Source organism: Paenibacillus sp. Root444D2, from assembly GCF_001426375.1.
Lineage (GTDB): Bacteria > Bacillota > Bacilli > Paenibacillales > NBRC-103111 > Paenibacillus_E.
On record NZ_LMEO01000004.1, the window covers coordinates 95,908 to 117,000 of the forward strand.

A 21,093-nucleotide genomic window follows, 5' to 3' on the forward strand; every position below is an offset into this window, starting at 1 on the left:
TCTTATTCGTCACTCCTATCCCTTTATCGCACCGTCTGCAATACCCTTCATAATGTATTTTTGCAGTAATAAGTAGAAGAGAACGACCGGCAGCATGGCCAAAATTAATGAAGACAAGATGGCAGACCAGTCATTATTCCCGTATTGACCGAACAGCATGTTGGTGGATAATAGCAAGGTATACGTCTTATAGTTTGTTAACATTAGTAACGGCAGAAGAAAATCGTTCCATATCCATAGCAGGTTTAAAATCGCAATCGTAGCCGTAATCGGCAGTAATAACGGAAATATGACGACAAAAAATAATCGAAACTCACCACATCCATCGATGACAGCCGCTTCATCCAGATCGCGGGGGATCGATTTCACAAAACCATGGTACAAAAAGATCGCAAAGGCGACACCCGTGCCTATATATATCAACCCTAAACCCGTCGTTGAGCCTTGCACCGATAGCGCTTTAGAAATTTTAGTCAGCGTTATCATAATAGAGTGAAATGGAATCAACGTGGACATGACGAACAGCAGAAATATAAATGCGCTTAACTTCCCGGGTGTCCTAGATAGTTTATACCCAGCCATCGACGCGCAAATGATAATGCCTAACAAGCCAACCGATGCGATATATATCGTATTTCCTAAGCTTCTAACAAAATTAGTCTTATGGAATGCGCCAAGATAATTTCCAACTTCCAAATGGGTAGGCAGCGACAACATATTATTCATCATGGCGCCTTCCGTCTTAAAGGAGTTCAACAGCCCCATGTAAATCGGAAATAACGTAAATATGGCAGCAGCAATAAGGATGAGCAGAATCATAAAGGAACCGATTCGCTTCATGATTCCACCTCTCTTCTCTTCATCAACCACAGCTGAATCAAGGTGATCAAGAATACGACTAGAAACAAGATCATCGCCTTAGCATTGGCGTATCCGTATCGATTGCTTGATTTAAATGCTTCTTCGAAAATGTTCAGCGCGATGACCTGCGTTGATCTGCCTGGACCGCCGCCGGTTAAGGAGTAGACGGCATCGAATGCTTTAAACGAGCCATTAAGCGTAAGAAAGATACCAATCGTCAGGGCCGGATAAATCATCGGAAGCGTCACATAACGAAACGTTTTAAAAGCATTCGCTCCATCCATAGCAGCCGCTTCTTTTAGATGCTGGGGCACACCCTGCAAGGAGGCAATATAGATCACCATCAGGTAACCGACACCTCCCCAAAGGGACACGATGACGATGGCGAAGAACGAATAAGCTGGATCACCGATCCAGGATTTATCCAAAAAGGCGAATACCGAATGTTCGGCTATATACGGGAGTACTTTGGTGAAAATAAATAACCACATAAAGCCGCCTATGATTAAACTGATCATATTGGGCATGAAAAAAATCGTTCGGAACCATACCTTGCTGCGCCGTCTGGATTCCACGAGAACCGCCAAAAGCAGAGCGATCGCGTTCTGAAGCACAACCATGAACACGACATATTTAAGGGTGAAGCCTACCGACTTTAGGAAGAACGGGTCCGCCGTCAAGGCCTCGATGTAATTCGCCAATCCCACCATCCGATACGTGCGATTCAGTCCGTTCCAATTCGTAAGGCTGTACCATGCGCCCCCGAAAGCGGGGGCGAGTACGAATACAGCGTAGAATAATAGAGCGGGAAACACGAAGGCTAATAGGATGACCGTCTTTTTTCGTTTCGTTGTCATTAGCCTATTCTCACTCCCGGTCACCATATATCGCCATGCTATTGCTGAGCCTTAATCGCGTCTGCCCATTTCTTATCCAGCGATTTGATAATCTCGTCTTTCGTTACTTGCTTCGCGTAGTAGCTTTGCAGCAGCTTCGCTTGTTCATCCGTGACGCCATTAGGAAGAGACAGATCCTGATAAGCCTTCCCTTGAGAAACGTAGCTCATCGCTTCATCGATCCAAGGGAACGATTTATACGTGTGTACCTTAGATACGGGATTGAACTTCAATTCTTGGAACAAGGCTGACGAATCCTTCGGATCAAGGATATAGTTTAGAAGATCCATAGCAACCTCTTTGTTCTTGCTTGTTGGAGATACCGCTAGAGACGTGGACGTTGATAGGTTGATCATCGTACCTTTCGGGTTATTGCTCACCGGAAGCGGTGCTACGCCGAATTCAATTTTCGGGTTAACCTTTTGAATCGCTTCTGCTTGCCACGGACCTTGAACCCACATTGCCGCTTTTCCGTTAGCGAAATCGGTAGAGCCCTGGGCGCTGCCTACTTCGAATGGCTTATCTGTCCCATTTTGCATAACAATATCAATAATATTGAATACGTCCTGTATGTCTTTATAGGAGGCTTCACTCTTGTTCATCTTTTGGATCCAATCCGGATGCTCCGAATTCACAATCCCTCCGAGCGACAGCGCCATAATCAGCTGCGGAATCCATGCCTCTTGGAAAGACAACTCGAAGGGTGCCACTTTGTTTGCTTTCAGCTTCTCTACAACCGCTTTCATTTCATCTATTGTTTGAGGAGCTTTCAGACCTAAATCATTGAACACTTTCTTATTGTACAAATAACCCCATTCCAAGCTTTCAAGCGGTAATGCGACTATTTTTCCGTCAAAGGTTACCGTCTTTTTAACGTTATCGAACAAGCCTGCCGTAAATGGCTGATTGGATAGGTCACTCAAGTAACCGGCTTTGTAATAACTGGGTACGTCTGCTACAGCGTGCAGGGTGAATAAATCCGGCGCATCATTGGAAGAAAGGCGAGTCTGCAGGATCTGCTTGGCTTGATCAGGATTCGGCATTTCAAGATTGATGGTGACATCAATATTTTTTTCCGCTTTTTCCTTTGCCTTAAATTGCTCAAAGTATTTATCAAATTGATCCTTAAACCGCGGAAAGCCCATAAAAACTTTCAATTCCACTTTCTTAGCTGGAGCAGGAGCAGACGCAGCCGGTTTCGAATCTGCTGGAGCTGGCGTTGTCTCTTTTCCGCCATTACTAGAGTTGGTGTTCGTGCCACAACCGACCATTGCGCCCAATATGGTAACACTTAGCATGAAGTGAAGCGCTTTCTTCATTTTTCATTTCCCCCTAAAGAAGATTAGTAACTACACTTTCAGTATAGAGGAGAAGGCTTTTATGAATCATTTGATGTTATTAGCATTCGTTATTGTACTTTATTGATCTCCGAGCTAATCCTTACGCATTTCTCCTGGTGTGAGCCCAAAATGTTTCTTAAACACCCGATAAAAGTAAGCAATATCGATATAGCCAGTTAGCTCTGCTACTCGTTTGATGGCAAGTCGTTGATCCATGATTAATTCCTTAGCTTTCTCCATCCTCTTACGAACGATATAGTCGGATATATTTTCCCCGATGGAAGCCTTAAATGATCGACTTAGATGCTCCTTGCTCACAAAAAAGTGATGAGCGACCGTCTCAAGGGAAATCGTTTCTTGGTAGTGGCGGTCAATGTAAGCCTGTACGCCCTCGGGGGCCAATCGATTTTTATTTTTGCGGTACGCCTCTATAGCATCTATGGCATCAATTAACCACTCACGCAGGATGGTATGAATTTCCTCTAAAGAGTACCGACTTAACAAGGCAGCACGTTCACGTCGCTCTTCGATCCAAGCTGGATCCAAACCATAATCCGTACCAGCCGTAAATTCTTCCAGCAAGTGCAGAAAATCATGCGCAATTCTAGCCGGTAATCTCCCGTCCTGTGTCCCTGTATATCCTTCGGATAAGAGGTTCTCTATCTTTTCCAGTGTGTGGAGCACTGCGGGGCGATTAAGTTCCAAGAGATATTCATAAACCTGCTGCCGGTAATTCAAGTAGGTGTCCAGCATCTTTTTATCCGTAAAAACGTGCGTATCCCATGATGCTGGTATTTGTAGGGAAGCTTGCAGCTCCTCCACGCACCGAGAAAGGGCAGCGTTCAATTCAACTGGATTAATTGGCTTCAAAAGGTATTCAATGGCACGGGAACGTATCGCCTGCTTCAAATACACGAAATCGTCAAAGCCGCTCATCACGATAATTTTAACTTCGGGGTATCGTTCATTTAATAACTTCAGGAGCTCCACACCGTCCTGTCCCGGCATTCGCATATCGGTGATCACAATGCTCGGATGCAGCGTCTCAATCAGAAAGATTCCTTCCCGCCCGCCATCTGCTTCCCCAATGATATTCAGTCCAAGTTTGTTCCAAGCTCCCAATGATCTAACGACTTGTCTGGCCCATAACTCATCATCGATGATCAATACGTTCAGCATCCGTTTTGCCCCCTTCCTCTTGCGTAACAGCAGCCATTACTAATACAACCAAAGTCCCTACCCCTGTCTTGCTAAATATTCGAACACCGCAGCCCATGCCGAATTGTAGCTTGAGCCGTGCATGCACATTCCTTAATCCGATTCCCCTTTTCTTCCGTACATCGTTGTTCCTTGCTCGAGGCGCCAGTCGTCCATCTCTCAAATCCGATTGCAAATCGCTTAGACGCTGGTCGTCAACGCCTATCCCATCATCCTTAATGAAGATATAGACTCGTTTACCAATCAGCCTTATCCGAATCTCGATATTCCACTTGCCTTCCTTACGTTGTAGTCCATGTTCAAACGCATTCTCGAGAATCGGTTGGAGTGTAAATTTAGGAAGCCTTGCAGTAAGTGCCCTCTCATCTGTAGATACATGCATAAAGCAACGATCTGCGAAGCGTTGTTCCTGAATATATAGGTAGTTCCGCATATGCTTGATTTCGTCTTCGAGAGGTACCAAATCACCGTCTGCACTGATGGAATAACGTAAAAGCTCTCCCATTACCCGGGTAATTTCATAAATTTCAGGCGCATCCTTCACCAATGCCATCCCCCCCATCAAATTCAGGGTATTATTGAGAAAATGCGGGTTGATTTGGGCCTGCAGAGCCATTAATTGCGCATTCTTCAGATCGATTTCCTGTTGATATTCAACCTCGATCAATTCCTTAATACGCTTCATCATGGAATTATAGCCGTTTTCCAGCAATCCGATTTCGTCCCTGCTTTGGACCGGAGACATTTTAAAATTATGAATATGGGTCATCTTCATCGTTTTGGCAAGCTTGACAATCGGCCTGCTAATCCGAAGCGATACGAAAATGGAAAGCAAAATAGAGGCAATAGCAAATAGAGTTCCTGTTAAAATCCCTGCTTGGATCGTCGGCTGTGCGCTTTGGTTGACCGTACGAAGCGGAATGACCTTCACGACTGTTAATTGACCGTCTCCGACTCGTTTCAAGAAATAGAAATCCGTCTTGGTTCTACGAAACGCCAATTCAAAATCATTCTGGTCGAGGCTTTGAATTTGGGAGTGAAGCTCTGCGGCATCCATTGTCTCCGTTGAACCCGACAAAAGCTCCCCTTGATCATTAATCAGGTACACTGAGCTTTCTGATTCTGATTTTAAAATATCGCTGACTTCCCTCCACACTTGCTTGTTTATACGGACGGAAATACCGCCTAACAACATACGATCCTCAAATCGGTTCATACTGTGATATGCATAGATGGCACTGCCGGATTGTTTAAAATACATATTGATGGGTGTTTGAAGCATACGTCCCCAGTTGCCTTCCTGAATGTTTAAGGAATAAATAGTTCCGCTGTTTGCATAACTGACTGAAAATGCCTTCTGGATCGGATGAATATATAAGTTCAACTCGTCTATCTTTCTGGAGTTTGCATGGAAGGCAGACGTTAGTGTGTTTTTGATATAGTTTTGCGTGTTGAATTGGACTCCGATATCAGGATTATTCATATCATTTAGTCCTGCCATGAGCGTCTGGTTAATTTGTAAGGAATAAAACAGAATATCTATTTGCTGATGGAGCTCCTCCAAATATTGATCGGCCCATAACATCCTCGAGTTGTTCGCATTAATGATTTCCTTCTCTACGGAACTCCGTGTATTATTCGTGGCAATCCATGTGACGGTTACAACCGGCAGCGTGGTTAAGCAAATCATGAGTACCATCAATCGAAGACGTAGGCTTGTTCGCATCGTAGTAGAGTTCCTTTCTGAACGAAGATAGCGCTTACCTTCATGTTACTTTATCTTTTGAGGAATAGCATTCCTAATTTACAACATAAGAAAGTATAAGTTTTCGGTTCCCGAAAACCGCTTTCTTATTGGCGATAAAACCGTAGACCAAAGTCTCTCCTCGCTAAACGCGGTCGCTCAACCTTGAATGGCCTCGATAGAGGTTTTCTCATAATCTTCAGGCAAAATGGAATAAGCGCAAGTATCTCTTGCGCTTAGAATTGAAAGCTCTGAATTAAAGGCCTTTCACAAAAAAAGCTTTCACAATTTAATTTTAGAGTTGCTGCAGGCAGTTGTCATTGTAATTTATTGATTAACACGATTAGAATATATTGATTTCGTGAAAATAATAAGAGCTGTCCCAAAGTAGTTAATCTACTTGAGGACAGCCCTTTTAGGTATTTTGACCATATAGAACATTCGAATCGGTATTCAACTCGAAATTATAATTCCATTGGATTTTTCCAATGGAATCGACTCTTAGACCTCGAAATTCGTGTTTCTATTGGAAATAATCCAATGGAATTGACTTTTATGCCGCCAAATCCCTACTTCCATTGGATTAATCCAATGGAAGTAGCATTCTGGCTTTGAAATTCACAAAGCAGGAGCTCAATATACCAAATATGACTTTTGGGACAGCCCTTAGCCTATAACGAAACGAGACGTTTCGAAGATCATTCAAACACGAATCCAGACCGTCATTTCGCCCGGCTGCCGGTTACCCCACAAATAATACGGTACGGCTTTAAGCTTTACCGGCTCAGACACTTGAAGCTGCGCAAGCGGACGGTACGCCGTATTTTCTGGCCAAGAAGCTCGTTCATCAGCGTGGCCCTTCGCTTCAACAACGACCGCTCCACCGAGCAGTTCGGAATCGTAATACGATTGCAGCTCCGTTTCACGATCTAGAGACAAATTCGGAAGCATGCTGCCATTGTCAGCTTCCTCCAGACAATAAACTAGCGGACCGCGTTCAATAGCAGCTTTGCCTGCATTGGCCCTGATCTCCGGATGCGAGGAAATCAACTGAGCCTTAAGCACGGGCTCCCATTCCACGATGTCTCCCTTTGCCCATTGCCTATTTACGGCTGCATATCCATTCTCAACTTCGTATTCCGAAATCATGCCGTTAATTCTCATAACAGCTTGCCCATAGCACCAAGACGGAATGCGCAGCGCAAGCGTGAACCCGGCATCCGGAACAGCAGTTAATTCAAATCGTACATAACCTTCCCATGGAAGACGCGATTGCTGCTTTAGCGCCACTTGACCGACAGCTAGTTCGAACTGCGCTTCACTGCCTATGAACAGATGTGTATAAACTTTGTTATCCTCTACAGAAGTTGTATAAATATAGTCGTTCAAAGAGGTGAGAAGCCTTGCCACATTCGGTGGGCAGCAGGAGCAACCGAACCATTTCTGCCGCACCGACTTCACGTGCCTACGTTCCGGATTATTTAAAGAAGCCTTCGGCCACACTTCCAGCGGATTAACATAAAAATAATGCTTACCATCCCTCGACATACTGCCTAAAACATTGTTATACAACGCTCGCTCAAGGACATCAGCGTACTCGCTTTTCGCCTCCAATAACAGCATGCGGCGGGCGAAAAAGATTAGACCGATGGAAGCACACGTCTCTGCATATACGGTATCGTTGGGCAAGTCGTGGTCGAAGGTAAACGCCTCACCGTGATGCGTCGAGCCGATGCCTCCTGTAATGTACATCTGTCGCTTCGTCGTATTATCCCACAAACGACGGCACGCCTCGAGCAGCTCCCGGTCATCTGTCAGGCTTGCAAGGTCGGCCATCGCCGAATACATATAGACCGCCCGTACAGAATGGCCTATTGCTACGTCCTGTTCACGAACTGGCACATGCGCCTGATTATAGGCTATTTGTTCAATGGTCGGAATCGGCAGCTCCTTCTTTGCCCAATGACTGTACCCGCCTCTTTGCTTGCATTCCTCAATCAGAAAGTTGGGTGATTGACCGCGCTCATCGATAAAAAATTGCGCCAGCTTCAAATATCGCTCCTCTCCCGTCGCATGGTACAGCTTCACTAGCGCCAGCTCTATCTCCTGGTGGCCGTCATAGCCTCTCATTTTGCCCGGCTCACGACCAAATATGTTGTCGATATAGTCGGCAAATTTGCACACGACATCAAGCAGCCTCCGTTTTCCCGTGGCCTCGTAATACGCAACCGCTGCCTCTATCATATGGCCCGCGCAGTAGAGCTCGTGCGCTTCATGAAGATTCGTCCACTCATTGCCCGGTTCTTTGATCGAGTAATACGTGTTCAGATAACCGTTGCCGTGTTGGGCCTTGGCAATTAGCTCGATCAACTCGTCCGCAGTTCGCTCCAGCTCGGGGTCGGGTTGGCTCGCAAGCGAGTATCCTACTGCTTCAATCCACTTCGCCACATCGCTGTCCTGGAAAACCATCCCTCCGAATTCGCCTTCTTCCATCCCGGCCGCAATCCGGAAATTACGAATCGCATAACTCGGCTCAGCTTCTGGAATACGGTCGTTAAGCGCCTCCCATTGATAAGGAATAACCGTTCCCCGCACCAGCTCTGTAAATTGATTCCAAAACCCGTCCTGTATGCGTACATGCCTGCTGCTCTGCCGCTCGCTCATTGATATCCCCATCTGCATATCCTCCTAGAACTGTACATGATTTATATGACATTTGATTATCACTCTCATCCAGTTTATCCTTGTAAATATGGATGAACTACGAATAAATCAAACCTATTTCTTATAAAATTTCACACAACACTTCGGAGGGTATCGGGAATGAGCAAATCGGGAATCATTTGGATGGAGCTGCCGCCAGTGCCCTATTACATTACGACCGGCTTATCGACCTTAAGTCCGGGAGAGCAGCACCCGAGCCGGCGGAATATCGGCATCTTCGATCTGCTTTGGGTTGTCAAAGGGACGTTATTCATCGGAGAAGAGGATAGTCAGTGGGAGATAACGGAAGGACAGACACTGCTGCTACTGCCCAACCGTTATCACTATGCGGTGAAGCCCTGCGAGACGGAGACCGTTTTCTATTGGAATCACTTCGACTTTAAAGGGAGTTGGCTCCGGGCGGCGGACAATGCTGTAAACCCAGCCTACCCAGTCCAGCATGTATGGGCAAACCCCTATACAATTCGGATTCGGCAATATGCCTCACCGCCGGAGTTTAGCCTTGCCGAGTGCCACCTTCGCAAAATGCTCGCATCGTCAGACCAACATCGCTCGGCGACCTTTTGGAACGAGCAGCAGCTGTTCATGGAGCTGCTGCGTCTACTAGAGGAAGGATATAGTGGAAGCGACTCTTCCCCAGCCTTAAAGCTCGCAGAGAAAGCAGAAGCTTACCTTCGGCAGCACTATCAGGCTGATGTGACGAATGAATCACTTGCGGAGGCTCTTCATTATCACCCGAACTACGTTGTTAGGTGCATGAAAGAGATCTACCACTGTACTCCGATGGAATATCTGTATGAGTATCGGCTGGAACAAGCAAAACTGCTGCTGATCAAAACAGATTGGCCGGTCGGGCAAATCGCCGAACGCGTCGGTTTTGGGTACGCCCCATACTTCTCCAACTGCTTCAAACAGTATGCCGGCATCTCACCTCTGCGTTTTCGCAAGCAGTTTTCACATTAATTTTACTAATTGTGGACCTCATCGCAGTTTAATTCAAAAACGAGCTGTTTTCATTTCTGCTAGAACTGTATCTTCATAGCCATGCTTTTCACCTCGAATGATGTCTTGGACACTTACTGGCTGACCCGTATGTCCGGACTCCAAGGCAGCGAACACGACTCCCAATGCTTCGAGACCACGTTCAGCGCTGGAAATAGGCTGCTTTTGCTCAGCTATCGCTTCCCACAATTCAATGTAAGAGTGGGCAAAAGGGTTTTCTACAACATCAGGCGCGTAACGTTGGATGATTTCGGAATGGGTAACAATTGATTTGTCTTCAAGTGTTACGTGTTGACCAGGACGCAAACATCCTTTGCCCCCATAGATCCATACCCCATCAGTCTTCTCGCCGTGGGCTGCTGTGCTGCACATCCAATGACCCAGACCCCCATTCTCGAAACGGAATACAGTGACAGATGTATCTTCTCCGGTAGGGTGAATGGTTGTTTCACCGTCATTTAATTCCTTTTCAAAAATTCGCGTATAGGAGAACACTTCTTGGATAGGCCCATTCACTTCCGTGAAGAAATGAGTGCGGTGAACCCCGTGATCGATAATCCAGCCTGCGCCCGCGCGGCCTTTCATATGACGCCAAGCAGTTCCAGCAAAAAACGAGCGTCCCAGTGTGACCGTTGCGTAATCCATGATCATATATACATCGCCGATTAAGCCAGCTTTTACTGCGCGCGCCATCGCAACATTACCAGCGCCCAGCACACTCGGCTCGGAAAGCGTCTCTATGCGATAGGCGGCAATGTGACAGTAGTTTCTATGAGTGTGTATCCGTTAGCTAATACATGGCGCGACGAATCGACTAGCGGAACCATTCCGCAAAAAGTTGTAATGGATAAACCCAAGCTGGAGATCTATTTTTATTTCACAAAACATGTAAGCGCTTACTATTCAGGAATGAGAAAAGCGCTTTTCGCGCTAATCTAACAATCGATGACCTACTTACCCTTCCGTTGTTAACTTCCATGTGTCCAAGGTTTCCAGAAATGCTTCTCCATTCCTGGCGAACAACTTGATTCCCAGGCTGTCAGGTTTAGGGTAAATGCGGTTCGTTACGGTTTTCAGCCCGTTATTAGCAAACAGCTCAACAGAAGAGCGATCAATGAATATCTGCAGCTTAATGCGGCCATCCTCCAGTGGATTCAGATCCACTTCACATACACCGGCTTCGCCCGCACCAGAGTGATTACGATCCACTCTAAGCTTCCGGTCAGCAGCCGAATAGCTCACTTCCGTGTACTCGGAACCATCCTCTGAACAGCGAAGAAGCAGACCGAACTCAGCATCGCCAGCTAATTGATTCATGTTAAAAACGGCGATAAGTTCAAGCGCATCCCCATGAATTTCTAGCAAAGGTACTTCCGTACCCGCATAAATGGACAGATTGTTCACACGTTGATGAGTCCCGCGCATGGCTTTCAATTCCTCCACAGGCTCTATCCGCAGCGTTCCGTCCTCTGATAGTGTCAGTTCGCGAGGCAGGGTAAAAGCCCCCATCCAGCCATGATCCTGCTCCGGCATTTGAGCGCCCCAAATATTCATCCAGCCTATGAGAATACGCCTTCCTTGTCCGTCCGTGAACGTTTGCGGAGCATAGAAATCAAAGCCATAGTCCAGCCGTTCCGCGTAACGGTAGTCGAAAATCCCGGTTTCATAGCTAAACTTACCGGTTAGATACATCGTCTTGGTCGTTCCCATATTCATAGGGGAAATCACCAGCACGTGGTCATCTCCGTTCCCTAGCGGAAACAAATCTGGGCACTCCCACATATCCCCCATCGTGCCATCGCTTTCAGCTACGACTTCGATATAGCTCCAATCCCGCAGATCAGAAGACTTATACAGCAGCGCCTTGCCCAAGCCGTCTTTCCCGTATCCAATAACCATGTACCATACACCATCATGCTGCCAAACCTTCGGATCCCGAAATCCGAAGCCACCTTCCTCTGGCGCGCCAGCAATAACTGGGTTATACGCTGCTTTGTTGAAAGTAACCCCATCTGTGCTTGTCGCAATGCACTGAACCTCAGTGGGAGTGCGCCCATCAACATGCCCCGTGTAGATCAAAGTCAGCACACCGTTATCGTCTACAGCGCTGCCCGACCAGCAGCCGTATCCACCGCTTTCTCCCATATCGTAAATTTCTGATGGAGCCAACGCTACGGGCAGATGCACCCAGTTCACCAAGTCTTTACTTTTGGCATGCCCCCAGTGCATCGGTCCATTCTTCGGCTCATAAGGATTGTGCTGATAAAATGCATGATATTCATGATTAAAATAAATCAGGCCATTCGGATCATTCATCCAGCCCGCTGGAGGCATCAAATGATAGTAAAGCCTGTAGTTCCCCTCTGTCGCTGCTGCAGAAACTTGCTCCAATGCCTTATTGGCTAAATCGACTCTTTCCTTATGAACTCTGTTCCGTTCCATATCTACTTGATGACTCATCCTATCTCACCCTCGTTCCTAATCTCTTATTACACATTTCCTACTTTGATTAACGTATCAATTTCTTCTATTGTACCAAGGGAAGGAATGGCACCTTTCCGAGTCGTCGCTAAAGCACCCGCTGCATTCGCAAATCTCAAAGCGTTACATAATTCTGTTTCGCTCCAAGCCTGCAAAGGTTTTCCCAGCTTTAACACTTCATGTAGAAAAGCTCCGAGAAAGCCATCCCCTGCACCCGTTGTATCAACGGTATGAACAGAATAACTGTCCACCTTCCCCCACCAATCGTTCATTCGATAAAATGAGCCTTTGGGTCCCGCTGTTACTAATAGCAGCCCTATGGAATACCGCTCCATTAACTGTTTGGACGCAATTTCTATCTCCTGCTGCCCTGTCAAGAAAATGATCTCTTCTTCGGATACTTTCACGAGGTCAGCCAGTCTCAAGCCCGCATGAATAGCCTCCCTAGCATGATGTTCGTCCTCCCACAAAGAAGGACGCCAATTGGGATCATAAGAAATAAGCGCACCTTTCTCCTTGGCCCTCTGAGCGGACTTAATCGTAGCTGAATAGGAAGGCTCCGCCGTCATCGAGATGGATCCAAAGTGAAAAATCCGCGTTCCCTCCAGCATGGCCAGATTCACTTCATCCTCTCTCAATAGCTGGTCAGCACCAGGCTTTCGTGAGAAATGAAAGGATCTCTCGCCTTGCGAATCCAAATGTATGAAGGCCATTGTCGTATGGGCTTCGTCAGATGCGATAAGCCCGCTATCTGACACACCCTGCTGCAGCAAGGCTTGCCGCAAATACCTACCAAAGGGATCATTGCCCACCTTCCCAATGAACCCGGTCTTCAGGCCGAGCTTAGCCATAGCGGCCACAACGTTCACAGGAGCTCCTCCCGGATTGCGCTCAAACATAGGCTGTCCGGCGTCTGATAGACCTTGAGGTGTAAAATCAATTAAGTACTCCCCTAGTGCAACTGCATCATAATTCATCTTAAGTTTCCCTTCTCCTCATTATGCATGATCCTTGGATCAACCCTTAATACCTGACATCGTGATCCCCTGAATATAGTAGCGCTGCAAGAATAAAAACAGCAGCAGAATCGGCACTGTCGATAACGTGTTCGCCGCTAGTACCTTGGACCAATCCGTCCCTTCGTTAGAGGAAAACGTGGAAATGCCTACTTGGATCATTTGCATCTTCTGATCATTGATCACAATAAGCGGCCAAAGATAGGAATCCCAATTGCCTAGGAATGTCATTAGGCCGAGTGTAATTAATGCGGGAACCGCCGCCGGAAGCACAATAGATACGAATGTGCGCGGTAAGCTAGCTCCATCTATGCGTGCCGCTTCCATCATTTCATCCGGGACCTCTGCGAAAAATTGCCGCAGCATAAAAATGCCAAACACGGACAACATCGAAGGTACGATCAGCGCTTTATAAGAATTAAGCCAGCCCAGATCATGCATGAGCAAGTAGTTCGGTACGAGAGTAACTTCACCTGGTATAATCATCGCGGACATAAATAAGGCAAACGCCACTGTTTTAAAGCGAAACCTGAGTTTCGCAAAAGCAAAAGCTGCCATCGAATTAATGATTAGCACTAGCGCAGTTACGATCGAAGCCACGAACAGAGTATTCCAGATATAACGAAGAAACGGATTTCGCGCATTAAAAATGACATTATGAAAATTACGTCCCGTCCATTCCACGGGGATCAGCAGATGAATATTCAGAGACGTATATTTAAAAAGCTCCTGGTACGGACGAAATGAGCCGGCGACCATCCATAGGATCGGAGCGACAGATATCAGAGCGATCACAATCATGATGATCATTCTTACGATGTTGGTTATCCTCTTCATAGCGATTCACTCCTAATATAGGGATCTTTGAGCGTAGCTCAAAGTCTCTCCGCTTTGGGATCTTTGAGCGTAGCTCAAAGTCTCTCCGCTTTGGGATCTTTGAGCGTAAGTCTCTCCGCTTTAATCAGTATCTTTGTTAAAAAGCTTCATTTGGATAAGTGAAATGGTCAACACAATCGCAAAGAGCACAAAAGCCGCCGCTGTTGCATACCCCATCCTCATTTGCGTAAAAGCTTGCTTATAAATATAGAAAACAACCGTCTCCGTCGAGCTGTTAGGTCCTCCATTCGTCAACACGAATACGAGCCCTGATAGCTTGATTGCATCTATCGTGGTCATAATGACAACGAAGGCCATGGTCCGATTCAACAACGGAAGCGTAATCTTGAAAAATTGTTGAATCCTAGATGCGCCATCCACCCTAGCAGCTTCGTATAGATCAGGGGAAATATTGTTCAGACCTGCCAGGAAGATGATCATAAAAAATCCGGCGCCTTTCCAGATCCCGAGCACAATAATGCCATTCATCGCCGTGTCTGGATCGGATAGAAAGCTCGTAACCGGCAGGTGCAGAGCCTTGAGAATACTGTTCAAGAGCCCAAACTCTTTGTTGTAAATCAGCTTAAATACCGTTGCAGCCACCCCTGTCGAAATAATAACCGGGATAAAATAAAGCGTCCGGAACAGTCCTGCCGCCGCTGTTTTCTTCTGGATCAATAATGCTAACCCCAGAGCGATGCTCGTTTGAATCGGAATCACGATAATTGCAAAATAAAACGAATGCTTCAGACTGTTAAAGAAGGCGCGGTCCTTCATCAGATGAGCATAATTATCCATTCCGACAAATACATCGCCTGCGCCTACTAACGAATAGTTTTTAAAGCTGATGATGAAGGCTTGCAGCATTGGGTAGAACACGAAGACAAGCAATAAGGCTATCGCAGGTAAAATAAACCAGAATGCAGTAGCTTGCTCATGTCTTCGGAAGCTTTGCGATTTTTTTGTGGTTTCTACCACTGTTTGTATCGCAGTATCCATGGTACATCCCTCCATTCCACTTCTATCAATTTGTATCGTAAACAAAAACCTTGAAGCTCGAAACCACACCGCCATCTGGACTTATCGCTTTGATCTCCGCCTGTCCGGCCTGAACGCCCTTTACCATAACTCCTCCGTCAACAGCTGAAACTGTAGCTATCGCATCGCTGCTAGACTGCCATTTCAACAGCTGCGGAGCGCTTAAAGGAATGACCGAGGCTTCGACCAGCTGACTGCCATTCACTGGCATATCGAGTGTACTCTTACTTAGTACAATCCGCTGCGGCTTCACGGCATTCACATCTTCATTGCGCCATACCGTTTGTATCGGATAATACTGCGCACTCTCCAGCGTGACGCTGCCTTCCAAAGCTGTTAGTTCCAGTCGATTACTCGTCGGATCCGGGAATATCAGGCTGGAGACGACAGCCTCGCCATCGTTCGCAAATACCTCAAGACTAGATTCATCTACGAAAAATCGAAGCATGAGCTTGCCGTCCTTCAGCTTCAGCGGTGCCGAAACTTTCTCAGCGAAACCCTTCTCGAACGAGGAGATGCCGGAGTGTGTTCGATCTACCGTCAACTGCTCCGTCTTGGCATCATAGCTGACGCCCGTTTCTTGGTCGCTTCCTTTTCTTAGCTTGAATGCCAATTTCGCATTCGGCTGAACGGATAGCTCCGTAACCAGCTCATAGGACGTTCCTTTGATGGCTTCGAAAGGATTACGTCCTGCAGTCAGTTCCTGCTTGGACAGGACAGCTTCTTTACCACGCAAAGTCTGGAGCTCTTTCACAGGCTCCTGAATTAGCCGCAAACCTTGATCAGGGATATTCCTCAGCCTGAGCTCGCGGGGGATGGACATGTTCCCCTTCCAGCTGCCTGTCGGCATCGCGAACGGATAACGCCAATTGGACATCCAGCCTAGCCAGATGCGGCGTCCATCTTTGGCCGGGATATCTGAGTAGGACACAGCCGCATAGAAATCTTTACCGTAATCTGTCCAAAGCACATCCGATGGCTTATTATCATTCTTGAACGTTAGCCCATCGAACGTACCGACGAAATATTGCGCAGTGGAACCCTTCGTCGTATTGTTACTGCCGATACTTACAGCGAGTACCCACTTCTTTGCTTTGGAGTTCTCCACCGGCAGTTCGAACAAGTCCGGGCATTCCCATACGGCCGCGTGCGAGCCCTGATCGCTTCCGAACTCGCTTGTCATTTTCCACGATTTCAGGTCCTTCGATGCATAGAAACGAACACGGTTATCGACAGACACAACCATCACCCAAGAATGGGTAGGCGCATGCCAGATGACCTTCGGATCTCGAAAATCCTTCAAGCCCAGATTCGGAATCACTGGGTTTCCTTCATATTTGGTCCATGTCCGGCCTTTATCTGCGCTATAGGCAATGCTTTGCGACTGAACGCCGCCTTTGAAATGGGTAAAAATCGCGACCAATCCCGCCTTGCCTCCAAAAAATCCGCTCGTATCCTTGCTATCTACCACAGCGCTCCCAGACCAAATCTCTCCCAAGGCATCCCGAGCCAGAGCTACCGGGAGATGCTCCCAGTGGGTCAGATCCTTACTTACCGCATGTCCCCATTGGCCATTGTTTTGATAAAACTGGTGATACTCACCTTCGAAATAGACCATCCCATTCGGATCACTCATATTCCCGGATTCCGGCGATAAGTGATACTGCGGACGGAACTTTTCTGTATAATAATTCGGATCACTCGCAAACGTAAAAGCTGAGCTTTCTACAGCATCCGACGACCTACCATCCCCTTTAACCAGAACAGCCACCCCCAATCCTAGAAGTACGACCGCGGCAGCACCAACTGCCCATAATCCTAATTTCTTCCGCATACTTCCTCCTTGTGCATGTCGCCATCATTTTCTGTATGGCTATTGTACCGAGTCCGAACGAAGAAAGATTTCAAAATCATCGGGAGTTTCCTTTCAATTTTATTTGCAGTTGTTAAACTCTTTCAAATAGCTAGCTTTTCACCATTTCAACGACAAATAAGAGCCTCTAAAGGCTCTTATTCCGCTCTTTTTGCCACTTTCTTCGCAGATAGAAGCTCCTAATGACTCTTATTTCTCCAAGTAGCTAGCTTTCCCACCATTTCAACGACAAATAAGAGCCTCTAAAGCCTTTTATACCGCTCCTTTTGCCAGTTTCCGCGCAAGTAGAAGCTCCCAAAGACTCTTATTTCTCCAAGTAGCTTGCTTTTCACCCTATTAGCGACAAATAAGAGCCTGTAGAGGCTCTTATTTCGCACCTTTAGCCACTTTCCGCGCAAGTAGAAGCTCCCAAAGACTCTTATTTCTCCAAGTAGCTTGCTTTTCACCCTATCAGCGACAAATAAGAGCCTGTAGAGGCTCTTATTTCGCACCTTAGGCCACTTTCCGCGCAAATAGAAGCTCCCAAAGGCTCTTATTTCTGTAAGTAGCTAGCTTTCCCAGACAAATGGGCTGCCCTCAAGGTCTAATTTTGTCCTTTTGGAACAGTCCTATTTCAAATCTGCATCTGTTGCTACTACACTTTCTTACTTAGTAGCTCTTCCCGATACTCCTTTGGTCCTTTGCCATAATACTTCTTAAAAGCGGTGCTAAAGTAACTCGAGCTAGAATAGCCAACCAGCGTAGCAATATCCGTAAGCTTCAGTTCATTTTCTTCCAGCAGCACCGTGGCCTTACTTAGACGCAATTTCGTGACATAATCACTAAAAGTAATGCCCACGCTCGTCTTAAACAAGCCGGACAAGTAGGTCTCGTTAAGATGAAACATGTCCGCAAGAGAAGCCAACGTGAGCTCATAGGAAAAGTTCTCATCCACATAATTACGAATCGCTTCGATCATCTGCTGACCACTGGAGAACCTCGTTTTCCTCACTTCGTTCATCACCAATTGCGCCATTTCATGAAGCTGCTCCAACACTTGCTCCCTTGATGAATAGTCTCTTACCGTCATCTGACAGTTCCATAGATAGCTTTGCAGCGATGCGTCACCGAGTTCGAACTTCTTCGCTATCGCATTAAACAGCAAAATAATCCGAAGCGTCAAAAAGGTAAATACAAACATCGGCGTGTCTCGTTCAGCGGAGAAAATGGTATGCAGCTGCTTAGTAAATGCAGGCATATCCAGACTTTCAATGGTTTGCATCAGCTTTCTCTCTACTTCCGGTGAAAACGCATGTGTCATGGCCAGCATATTTCGGTTCGGCTCAGCCTTGTCTGATTGGATCGTGCCTTGGCTCCATGCCAGCATGCTCGATGCATAACCATCCTTTAACTGCCTCAGCCCAGTGATGGACTCGCCTATGCCGACTACACTCTCGACTCTCAGGTAGCTTTTGATGTTCCGCTTGAGCATGCGCACGAAGTCATCCATAAAACGACTATGCTGCACAGGATCTTGAATAAGAATCAGAAAATGCATCATGGCTGGATGACTAATGGGATAAAAGGGATGCACCTGCTCCCAATTTTCAGCAGACTCCCGGCAAAGCATCTGGAATGCCAGATAGAGTAAATCTTTCCGCTCACTCCAATCGTCCAAACGTCCGTGTGGAATTCTCATTTCCACTGTCACAAACTGCGCATGTACATCATCTATGGTCAAAGAAGACAGCTGTAACTGCTGCATCCGTTCTTTCACGGTTGATACACTAAACCATTCATCCTTCACCAGCTGCCAAATTAATTGCTCCTGCATCAGCTGAAGCTGTTGATGATTCTTCATTTCCTCTTGGTCCTGTTCGCGTATTCGATTGCGGTCATCTTCCAATTCACCGGACAGCTTGGCAAGGAGTGCCGTTAATTCGCTGCGCACCACAGGCTTTAGCAAATAATCTTTCACACCCAACTGGATGGCCGCCTTCATATATTCAAAATCCGAGTAGCCCGAAAGCACAATGATACGAAGTTGGGGGAACTTCTCCTTACTAGCTTTGATGAACGCTATACCGTCCATTTGCGGCATTCGGACATCCGTAATCACAACATCGGGCAGCGGCTGCTCACTAAGAATCTGCATGGCCTCCAGACCATTAGCTGCTTCGAATTCAATTTGGAATCCGGCGGATTTCCAATCGATTTTGGCTTTAATACTGTTTCGTACGCCGACTTCGTCATCAATCAGCAAGATTCTATACATCTATGTTGTCAGCTCCTTAACAGAGGAAGGTACAAGGTCATTTCCGTCCCCTCGCCCAACCTGGAATGTAAGCCTAAGTGAAATTGCTCCCCATAATTCAATCGACATCGTGATAAAACATTGCGGAGTCCGATACTTTGCCCCTCGCTGTTAAGAATGGCAACGGAATCACCCATCTTAATCTCTGTCAGTAAATCTTGTACCAACTCGGGGGACATGCCAATTCCGTTATCTTTGACGCAGATTAGCAATCTTTCGTCTTGTACCAGAGTCCGCAATGTAACCTGTGCGACGCCGGCCTTCTCCAGACTATACTTCACTGCATTTTCCACCAGGGGCTGAATAATGAACTTGGCAATCATGCCATCATCTGCCGCGGGATCATCCTCGATTACGACTTGCAATCGCTCTTCATGTCTCAAATGGAGAATGAACAGATAATCACGAATATAGTTCATTTCCTCGGCTACTCGGACCAGATCGCTGTTCAGGTTCAGCGAATACCTCATCATTTTGCCTAATGCCTCGGTAGCGTCCATCACTAGATCTTCCCGCTTCATGGCAGCGAGACCGCTAATAATTTCAAGCGTATTATTATAGAAATGCGGATTAATTTGCAGAAGCAGCGCCTTATATTCGGCATTCTTTCTACGTAAATTTGTTTCGAATTCAGTTTCAATCAAAAATTTCAGCCTGTGCGTCATTTGCTCGAAAACGCCCGTCACATAGCCTACTTCACTATGTCCTTCCCTCACTTTCGGCATCACATGCAGAGCCTGATTAAATTCGCCGCGCTGCACATGCTTCATCGCTTTGCCCATCACACTTAGCGGTTTGGTAATACCTGCGGACAACCAGAAGGCTGTCAGCATAGCAAGAATAAGCAAAAGGGCGGTAACCAAAAGCATCGTTTGCCTGATATGAGTGATCTTCTCATACAATTCTCCTTCGGGAACGGTGCCTACAATAGTCCAATTTTGAGCAGGCAATTTGCGGAAAAAGAGTAAATTCGTACTCCCTTTATTCTCTATTGGGAAAATCCCGCTAGTCTCCTCCTCGAATCGTTTATCGATTTGCTCAAGACCGCTCCTTAGAATGTCCCGATGCTCTGAAATATTTTGATCCAACACACTATTGCCTTCACTCGTTAGCAAAATCACTTTCCCAGTCTTTCCAACCCGAATCTTCTCAATCGCATTTCGAAGCAAAGTTGTGGGGTAATTGACTTTAATGAACCCGACATTCTTTAACGATTGCAGCTGCACCAGTGGAAAAAGAAAGCTGTTAATCGATCTTGCTCTCATGAATTCGTCCGATTGATCGATATCTTTATGCGCTGTCGTCCAGCGCTTGCCCTCTGTCATAAATGCCTTAAACCACTCGCTATTTTTATAGGTTGTATCCTGCGTCCACAATCCCCCGGCATCCTCGGCAAAAGCGCTAATCGATATGCCGTTAGAATTGTTAACTGCATATGAAGAGAAATACTCCCGCATTCTCTGCTTCGTAAGAACTCGCTCCTGAATCGTATTATCCGGATTCAAATGAACAGTAAGCCATTCCTGCGTCGTTCGGCTGCTTACAACCTGATTGCCCGTATCTTCAACCTGAGTAAGCAAAGTCACAACATGCGATGCAAATTGTTCGATGGTTTGAGCGGTGGAAGATTCAATCGATGCTTTAATCGTTTTCGTCGCTTCCTCACTAAGAATATAAGCGAGTGCGGCAAAAGGGAGGATTAGCAGAATAGAGAAAACAGCCATCAGACGG

General features: G+C 46.5%; 16 protein-coding genes. 2 read left to right on the forward strand and 14 right to left on the reverse strand.

Translation table 11 applies throughout. The features are described from left to right. Positions 1-15 precede the first annotated feature (15 nt). The 6 genes from ASD40_RS04025 to ASD40_RS04050 form a co-directional block, all read right to left on the reverse strand. Positions 16-840 carry a carbohydrate ABC transporter permease gene (locus ASD40_RS04025; RefSeq protein ID WP_057302045.1) on the reverse strand — a complete coding sequence of 275 codons (825 nt, stop codon included), beginning with the start codon at positions 838-840 and terminating at the stop codon, positions 16-18. Then, the gene (locus ASD40_RS04030; protein ID WP_057302046.1) at positions 837-1,718 is read right to left on the reverse strand and encodes a carbohydrate ABC transporter permease; all 882 of its coding nucleotides are present in this window, start codon (positions 1,716-1,718) and stop codon (positions 837-839) included. The genes ASD40_RS04025 and ASD40_RS04030 overlap by 4 nt, the downstream gene beginning before the upstream one ends. 38 nt (positions 1,719-1,756) lie before the next feature. Further along, positions 1,757-3,076, reverse strand: coding sequence for an ABC transporter substrate-binding protein (locus tag ASD40_RS04035; RefSeq protein WP_057302047.1), 1,320 nt, complete (start codon positions 3,074-3,076; stop codon positions 1,757-1,759). 114 nt (positions 3,077-3,190) lie between these two features. Further along, positions 3,191-4,276 carry a response regulator gene (locus ASD40_RS04040; RefSeq protein ID WP_057302048.1) on the reverse strand — a complete coding sequence of 362 codons (1,086 nt, stop codon included), beginning with the start codon at positions 4,274-4,276 and terminating at the stop codon, positions 3,191-3,193. Beyond that, the gene (locus ASD40_RS04045; protein WP_057302049.1) at positions 4,251-6,041 is read right to left on the reverse strand and encodes a sensor histidine kinase; all 1,791 of its coding nucleotides are present in this window, start codon (positions 6,039-6,041) and stop codon (positions 4,251-4,253) included. The genes ASD40_RS04040 and ASD40_RS04045 overlap by 26 nt, the downstream gene beginning before the upstream one ends. 720 nt (positions 6,042-6,761) lie before the next feature. Next, positions 6,762-8,735, reverse strand: coding sequence for a glycoside hydrolase family 127 protein (locus tag ASD40_RS04050; RefSeq protein WP_057302050.1), 1,974 nt, complete (start codon positions 8,733-8,735; stop codon positions 6,762-6,764). Between the two features lie 147 nt (positions 8,736-8,882). Here ASD40_RS04050 and ASD40_RS04055 point away from each other — a divergent pair, with 147 nt between their 5' ends. Continuing rightward, complete coding sequence (locus tag ASD40_RS04055) at positions 8,883-9,746, forward strand: helix-turn-helix transcriptional regulator (protein ID WP_057302051.1); 864 nt, start codon at positions 8,883-8,885, stop codon at positions 9,744-9,746. Between the two features lie 33 nt (positions 9,747-9,779). On the opposite strand, the gene ASD40_RS04060 is transcribed toward ASD40_RS04055, so the two are convergent. Continuing rightward, the gene (locus ASD40_RS04060) at positions 9,780-10,478 is read right to left on the reverse strand and encodes a Gfo/Idh/MocA family protein (RefSeq protein WP_057302052.1); all 699 of its coding nucleotides are present in this window, start codon (positions 10,476-10,478) and stop codon (positions 9,780-9,782) included. A gap of 63 nt (positions 10,479-10,541) precedes the next feature. Between ASD40_RS04060 and ASD40_RS36995 the strand changes: the two genes are divergently transcribed. Then, complete coding sequence (locus tag ASD40_RS36995) at positions 10,542-10,724, forward strand: hypothetical protein (protein ID WP_156389889.1); 183 nt, start codon at positions 10,542-10,544, stop codon at positions 10,722-10,724. A gap of 15 nt (positions 10,725-10,739) precedes the next feature. Here the strand turns inward: ASD40_RS36995 and ASD40_RS04065 are convergent, their stop codons facing one another. From ASD40_RS04065 to ASD40_RS04100, 7 genes are all read right to left on the reverse strand, one after another. Then, positions 10,740-12,245, reverse strand: coding sequence for a glycoside hydrolase family 32 protein (locus ASD40_RS04065; RefSeq protein WP_057302053.1), 1,506 nt, complete (start codon positions 12,243-12,245; stop codon positions 10,740-10,742). 29 nt (positions 12,246-12,274) lie between these two features. Beyond that, complete coding sequence (locus ASD40_RS04070) at positions 12,275-13,243, reverse strand: carbohydrate kinase family protein (protein WP_057302054.1); 969 nt, start codon at positions 13,241-13,243, stop codon at positions 12,275-12,277. Positions 13,244-13,282: 39 nt separating this feature from the next. Then, positions 13,283-14,119, reverse strand: a complete 837-nt coding sequence (locus ASD40_RS04075) for a carbohydrate ABC transporter permease (protein ID WP_057302055.1) — start codon at positions 14,117-14,119, stop codon at positions 13,283-13,285. Between the two features lie 120 nt (positions 14,120-14,239). Beyond that, positions 14,240-15,157 carry a carbohydrate ABC transporter permease gene (locus tag ASD40_RS04080; RefSeq protein ID WP_057302056.1) on the reverse strand — a complete coding sequence of 306 codons (918 nt, stop codon included), beginning with the start codon at positions 15,155-15,157 and terminating at the stop codon, positions 14,240-14,242. A gap of 25 nt (positions 15,158-15,182) precedes the next feature. Then, on the reverse strand, positions 15,183-17,030 hold the full coding sequence (locus ASD40_RS04085; RefSeq protein ID WP_057302057.1) for a GH32 C-terminal domain-containing protein: 1,848 nt from the start codon (positions 17,028-17,030) through the stop codon (positions 15,183-15,185). 673 nt (positions 17,031-17,703) lie between these two features. Next, positions 17,704-19,323: a response regulator transcription factor gene (locus ASD40_RS04095; RefSeq protein ID WP_057302059.1), complete on the reverse strand. Its 1,620-nt coding sequence runs from the start codon at positions 19,321-19,323 to the stop codon at positions 17,704-17,706. An 8-nt stretch (positions 19,324-19,331) separates the two neighbouring features. After that, on the reverse strand, positions 19,332-21,086 hold the full coding sequence (locus ASD40_RS04100; RefSeq protein WP_235549159.1) for a sensor histidine kinase: 1,755 nt from the start codon (positions 21,084-21,086) through the stop codon (positions 19,332-19,334). Positions 21,087-21,093: the final 7 nt, after the last annotated feature.

Excerpts from the sequence above, each read along its gene's own strand:
- ASD40_RS04080 (WP_057302056.1), bottom strand. The coding sequence starts at position 15,157 with ATGGATACTGCGATACAAACAGTGGTAGAAACCACAAAAAAATCGCAA.
- ASD40_RS04060 (WP_057302052.1), bottom strand. The coding sequence starts at position 10,478 with ATGGCGCGCGCAGTAAAAGCTGGCTTAATCGGCGATGTATATATGATC.
- ASD40_RS04085 (WP_057302057.1), bottom strand. The coding sequence starts at position 17,030 with ATGCGGAAGAAATTAGGATTATGGGCAGTTGGTGCTGCCGCGGTCGTA.
- ASD40_RS04075 (WP_057302055.1), bottom strand. The coding sequence starts at position 14,119 with ATGAAGAGGATAACCAACATCGTAAGAATGATCATCATGATTGTGATC.
- ASD40_RS04095 (WP_057302059.1), bottom strand. The coding sequence starts at position 19,323 with ATGTATAGAATCTTGCTGATTGATGACGAAGTCGGCGTACGAAACAGT.
- ASD40_RS04035 (WP_057302047.1), bottom strand. The coding sequence starts at position 3,076 with ATGAAGAAAGCGCTTCACTTCATGCTAAGTGTTACCATATTGGGCGCA.
- ASD40_RS04065 (WP_057302053.1), bottom strand. The coding sequence starts at position 12,245 with ATGAGTCATCAAGTAGATATGGAACGGAACAGAGTTCATAAGGAAAGA.
- ASD40_RS04050 (WP_057302050.1), bottom strand. The coding sequence starts at position 8,735 with ATGGGGATATCAATGAGCGAGCGGCAGAGCAGCAGGCATGTACGCATA.
- ASD40_RS04045 (WP_057302049.1), bottom strand. The coding sequence starts at position 6,041 with ATGCGAACAAGCCTACGTCTTCGATTGATGGTACTCATGATTTGCTTA.
- ASD40_RS04055 (WP_057302051.1), top strand. The coding sequence starts at position 8,883 with ATGAGCAAATCGGGAATCATTTGGATGGAGCTGCCGCCAGTGCCCTAT.
- ASD40_RS04030 (WP_057302046.1), bottom strand. The coding sequence starts at position 1,718 with ATGACAACGAAACGAAAAAAGACGGTCATCCTATTAGCCTTCGTGTTT.
- ASD40_RS04070 (WP_057302054.1), bottom strand. The coding sequence starts at position 13,243 with ATGAATTATGATGCAGTTGCACTAGGGGAGTACTTAATTGATTTTACA.
- ASD40_RS04100 (WP_235549159.1), bottom strand. The coding sequence starts at position 21,086 with ATGGCTGTTTTCTCTATTCTGCTAATCCTCCCTTTTGCCGCACTCGCT.
- ASD40_RS04040 (WP_057302048.1), bottom strand. The coding sequence starts at position 4,276 with ATGCTGAACGTATTGATCATCGATGATGAGTTATGGGCCAGACAAGTC.
- ASD40_RS04025 (WP_057302045.1), bottom strand. The coding sequence starts at position 840 with ATGAAGCGAATCGGTTCCTTTATGATTCTGCTCATCCTTATTGCTGCT.